This window comes from Olleya sp. ITB9 (genome assembly GCF_001315805.1).
GTDB lineage: Bacteria > Bacteroidota > Bacteroidia > Flavobacteriales > Flavobacteriaceae > Olleya > Olleya sediminilitoris.
The window spans coordinates 1-6104 of sequence record NZ_BCBW01000036.1 but is presented as its reverse complement, the minus strand read 5'-3'; the positions used below and the strand labels follow the sequence as shown (position 1 = coordinate 6104).

Sequence of the window (6104 nt, the reverse complement as noted above, 5' to 3'; positions counted from 1 at the left end):
TTAATTAAACAAAATAAAACACTACTTATATTACTTGAAGGTGCTTTTTTTATATCTTGAACCCTTATTAAAAAGCCTTTTAAATATAAGTAATATGAAAATCAACCTTAAAAAAACAACTGTAATAGGTGTTGTTAGCTGCTTGACCATCATGGGATGTAAAGAAGAGCAGAAACAGCAAGAAGAAACAAAGCCTACCGCTCAGTTAGAAGTAGTTCCAGGTATCAATCTTGATTACATGGACAAGTCAACACAACCAAAAGAAGATTTCTTTAAATACGTAAACGGAAAATGGTTAGAAAACAACGAAATTCCGGATGACCAATCTACTTGGGGAAGTTTTCAAGAATTACGTAAAAAAACAGATGCTGATGCTTTAAGTATTTTAAAAGCAGCAATGTCAGATAATAAAGATTTAGACAATATAAAAGTATTACCAGGTTCTGATCAAGAAAAAGCAGTACATTATTATCAAACAATAATGGATACTGTAGGACGTAATAACTTAGGTATAGATCCGGTTAAACCTTATTTAGCAAAAATTGAAGCTATCAACAACATTGAAGATCTTCAAGCTTATATGATCGAAATGGAGCCTCAAGGAGGTGGTGGTTTATATGGTTTTGGAGTTGGATCAGATCCAAAAGATAGTAACCGTAATGTAGCCTATCTTGGTGGAGGAAGAACTGGTTTACCAGACAGAGATTACTACATCAAAGATGATGCAGATTCAAAAGAAAAAAGAGAAAAATATGTAGCTCATATTACTAGAATGCTACAATATTTAGGGGATACTGAAGCTGAAGCTAAACAACAAGCTGAGCAAATTTTAGCATTTGAAACTAGGTTAGAAGAAGCTAAAATGGATAAAGTAGATCGTCGTGATGCACGTAAACGTTACAATCCAAGATCAATTGAGGACGTTCAAAAAATGGTTCCTGCAGTTAATTGGAAAAACTTTTTGTCAGGTATTGGAGTTAAAGAGTTAGATACTGTTATTGTAGGTGATTTAGGGTATTTTAATAGATTACAAGAAGTCTTAGCAGATAATAATGTTAGCGATTGGAAAGCTTATTTAAAATGGTTGACATTTAATAATTCAGCAGGCTTTTTAAGTACAGATATCGAAACTGCTAATTGGGAGTTTTATGGAAAAGAATTAAACGGAGCAAAAGCACAACGTGCTAGAGACGAGCGTGCATTAGGTTCGTTAAACGGAACTGTTGGTGAAGCTTTAGGTAAATTATATGTTGACAAAAAGTTTCCGCCAGAAGCAAAAATTAAAGCAGAAAAGATGATTAAAAATGTCATTTTAGCTTTTGAAAACCGTATCAATAAATTAGACTGGATGAGTCCAGAAACTAAAGAAAAAGCAATTGAAAAATTAAGAGCTACCAAAGTTAAAATAGCATATCCAGATAAATGGAAAGACTATTCTGATTTACAAATTAGTAGTGTAGAAAACGGAGGGTCTTATTTACAAAACTCTTTAAATGCTCGTGCATGGAATTTTAAAGAAGATATTGAAAAGTTAGGTAAGCCAGTTGATAAGTCAGAATGGTATATGGCTCCACAAGTTGTAAATGCATACTTTAACCCAGCATATAACGAGATTGTATTTCCTGCAGCGATTTTACAACCACCATTTTATAACTTCAATGCAGATGATGCTGTAAATTACGGAGGAATTGGAGCAGTAATTGGTCATGAGATTTCTCATAGTTTTGATGATTCTGGTTCTCGTTATGATAAAGACGGAAATTTAAATAACTGGTGGACAGATGAAGATTTAAAACAGTTTGAAGGTTTAGGTGAAGCATTAGCTAATCAATACAGCGCTATAGAAGTTTTACCAGAAACTAACATTAATGGTAAATTTACTTTAGGAGAAAACATTGGTGATCTTGGAGGTGTATTAGCAGCTTATGATGCTTTACAAATGAGTTTTGAACAAGATGGTGAAAAACCAGAACCAATAGATGGATTTACTGCAGAACAACGTTTTTTCATGAGTTGGGCAACCGTATGGAGAACAAAAATGAGAGACGATGCATTAAAAACTAGAATTAAAACTGATCCACATTCTCCAGGAATGACAAGAGCAGTTCAGCCTTTATTAAATATTGATGCTTTTTATGAAGCTTTTGATATAAAAGAAGGAGATAAAATGTATATCGCACCAGAAAACCGTGTAAGAATTTGGTAGAAAATCGTTCGATTTTATACATTTAAAAAGAGCAACTATTTAGTTGCTCTTTTTTTTGTTTAGTATCGTCAAACTATATTTATAGAGCCATTAATACTTAAAACAATTGTTTAAAATCATTCTAAGCGTGTATTTTAACCGATTAAATGAGCGTTTTATCAAAATTAATATTCAGGCCTTATAAAGCTTGATTTTGTTTCTTAACTTTTTAAAACAATTTGTAAAGTAAATTTTAATAAAACATGTTTTTAGTTAGTTGTTTAAACTTCAGTTATTTAAAAATATATTTTGTAATAATGCTTTTTGAATTTAAAATTTAGGTGAAATAAAAACAACTATTTATATGGATGTAATTACATTTTTTTCGATTTTAAAAAAATCTTCATTTTTAAATTATGCTAAAGTCAATAAAATTAATTCTAGTAATTTTTTAATTGCAGTTAGTAATGTATTTCAACAATTCATTTACTCTGTTTTAGTAAATAAAAAATGGTCTTTTAAAATTTTTGCAATTGCAATATTTATTATGCCATACATTGCTAATTCAAATAGCGAAAATAATGTTATTACTAAATATTTTGCAAACCCTGTATTAGATTTAAATTCTGTAAATGCAGGTGTAGATCATGTGGTTCAATTTATTCCTACGACAGGAAACTTATCTCCAATGTCAGTAATACCAACATTAAGCTCTGACACAAATAGTATTTTATCTGCTGTTGTTAGTTTTTCGGGTGAAATTGATCCAACAGAATTTTTATACTCTACAAACGGTCCCTTTCAGTTTAATTTTGATACGGCAAATTCTACAAATGATTTTTCAGTTAATTCAATCACAATTAGAGTGGTTCAAAATTTTACCACATTTACAATTACTGAGTTAGCAGGTAATCCAATTTCAAACAGTGATTTTTTAGACTTTTTAAATACACTTTTCTACAGAAATGCAACTAATACTGCAACTCCTGGTGTTAGAATTGCAAATATAGAAGTTACAGATCCTAATTTAGCAACAGCAAGTGCCCAAAATATTATTAGGGTATATAATAACGGTCCAAATGTGGTTGATGAAGCTAATAGTGTTTTAGCAAATAATGCAGGAATCATAACAGGTAATGTGTTGACAAATGATTCTGGTAATTCAATTACTGTTTCAGAGGTAGATGTTTATCCTGGTCAAGTGGGTAATTCTTACCAAACTTTATATGGTTCGATCACGATTCAATCTAATGGTTCCTATTCTTATGATGTAGATGAAACTAGCTCGTCTGTCATTGGTTTAAAAAATGGCGAGTCTTTAGATGATATAATTTCTTATACAGTTAAAGATAACGCAGATATTATAGATTACGGAATTTTAACTATTACTATTAATGGTGTAGATGAAGCACCAGTGGCATTAGATAATAACACTTCTATAACTGCAGTTACAGAAACTGATGTTTCTGGTAATGTAATAACAGATATAGGACCTAGTGGTGCAGATTTTATTGATAGAGGCTTATCTACTCTTGTTTGGGAAACGGAATTTAGTACTGGTGGTGGTGTTTTTGGAGGTATATCAGGACCAGTTGATGGTGAAACAAAAATCGTAGATGGTATTACTCTTGATTTTACTTCAGCTGATCCTTCCAATATAGGGGTTGCTGATCAAAACCAAACGGTCTTTCAAGTAGGTACAAATGGTGGCCATTCAGGTTATTTATTATATTCAATAGACGCTAGCACCAATCCTTCTAGTGATACAGAATTAATCATAGATTTTGATGAGCCTGTTTTTAATTTAGGTTTTTTGGTTGTTGATATAGATTTTTCTCAAGCACCTGTTTGGCAAGATCAGATTACAATAAATGGAACACTTGATGGTGTAGTTTCAAATTTTACGTATGTTACCACAGGTGGAGTAGTGGATGCTGGAAGTAACACATTCTACGGTACAGGTAACGCTATAGAAAGTGATGCAACTGGTAATGTAAATGTGCTTTTTGAAGAGCCAATAAATCAGTTAAGGTTAAGTTATAATTATGGACCAAATGCTACTAACCCTGATCAAGGCGGACAAATTGCAGGTATATCAGATATTTACTGGCAAGGTATAGCTAGTAATATTATAGTTTTAGAAATTGATGGTAATCCCGTATCTGTTGGGTCAAGTTTTGTTGGTATGTATGGTACGATTGTGGTTAATCCAGATGGTTCATATGTTTACACTCCAGACACAAGTAATCCTGCTGTAGCAGGATTGTTAACAGGTCAATCACTTACAGAAACATTCAATTATTTATTAACAGATGGAAGTAATTCAAGTGCTGCAGATTTAATAATTGATATCAATGGTGATAAAACAGCACCTACAATTACTATTTCAACACCTATCGAAGGTGATAATATAGTTGATGATACAGAAGATCAAGATGTAACTATTACTGGAACCACCACAGATGTTGAAGATGGACAAGTGGTTACGGTTACTTTTTCTGATGGTACAAATACGGTTACCACAACAGCAACTGTAACAGGCGGTATTTGGACAGCTACAGATGCTGATATATCAGGTCTAACAGATGGGCCTATTACTGTTACTGCGGATGTAACAGATTTTGGAGGGAATCCAGCTACAGATTCACAATCAGTAACTTTAGGTACAACTATTATAGATCCGTGTGACGTGTCAACTTATAGTGATTTAGATTGCGATGGCGATGGTGTTACAAATGGCGATGAAATATCGGATGGTACAGATCCAACAGATCCATGTGATTATGATTCAGCAAATATAACTTTAACTCAAAGTGGAGATTACTTAGCTGCTGATTGTGATGGTGATGGAGAGAGTAATGGAGATGAACTGACAAACGGAACAGATCCATCAGATCCATGTGAAGGAGGTAGTTTACCAAATGTAGATTTAGCCAATACAACTAGCGATTGGTATGTAGCCGACTGTGATGGTGACGGAGTAATAAATGGAACAGAAGTAGATCCAGATATGGATGGTAATTCAGGACCTGGTAACACAGATCCAATAGACCCATGCGATTTTAATGATTCAGATCTTAGCTTAGCACCAAGTGGAGATTATTTATTAGCCGATTGCGATGGCGATGGTGTAACCAATGGCGATGAAATAACGGATGGTACAGATCCAGCAGATCCATGTGATTATGATTCAGCAAATATAACCTTATCTCAAAGCGGAGATTACTTAACTGCTGATTGTGATGGTGATGGAGAGAGTAATGGAGATGAACTGACAAACGGAACAGATCCATCAGATCCATGTGAAGGAGGTAGTTTACCAAATGTAGATTTAACCAATACAACTAGCGATTGGTATGTAGCCGATTGTGATGGTGACGGAGTAATAAATGGAACAGAAGTAGATCCAGATATGGATGGTAATTCAGGTCCTGGTAACACAGATCCATATGATTCATGTGATTTTAATGTTTCAGATATTAGTGTTGCACCAGGTGGAGATTACTTAGTAGAAGATTGTGATGGCGATGGTGTAACCAATGGCGATGAAATAACGGATGGCACAGATCCAGCAGATCCATGTGATTATGATTCAGCAAATATAACTTTATCTCAAAGTGGAGATTATTTAACTGCTGATTGTGATGGAGATGGAGAGAATAATGGAGATGAACTGACAAACGGAACAGATCCAACAGATCCATGTGAAGGAGGTAGTTTACCAAATGTAGATTTAACAGACACGACTAGCGATTGGTATATATCCGATTGTGATGGTGATGGAGTAATAAATGGAACAGAAGTAGATCCAGATAGGGATGGTACTTCAGGTCCAGATAACACAGATCCAAACGATCCATGTGATTATGATGTTTCAAGTGTAACTGTAGCAGTTACAAGTACTGTAGATTGTGATGGT

General features: G+C 33.8%; 2 protein-coding genes. Both read left to right on the top strand.

Annotation, left to right across the window (positions count from 1 at the left end; translation table 11 throughout):
* Positions 1 to 94 precede the first annotated feature (94 nt).
* Positions 95 to 2206 (top strand): M13 family metallopeptidase, encoded by a 2112-nt coding sequence (locus ITB9_RS10545; protein ID WP_028288720.1) that lies wholly within the window; start codon positions 95 to 97, stop codon positions 2204 to 2206.
* Positions 2207 to 2549: 343 nt separating this feature from the next.
* Positions 2550 to 6104 (top strand): VCBS domain-containing protein (locus tag ITB9_RS10540; protein WP_222829368.1); only part of this gene is annotated, 3555 nt, incomplete at its 3' end.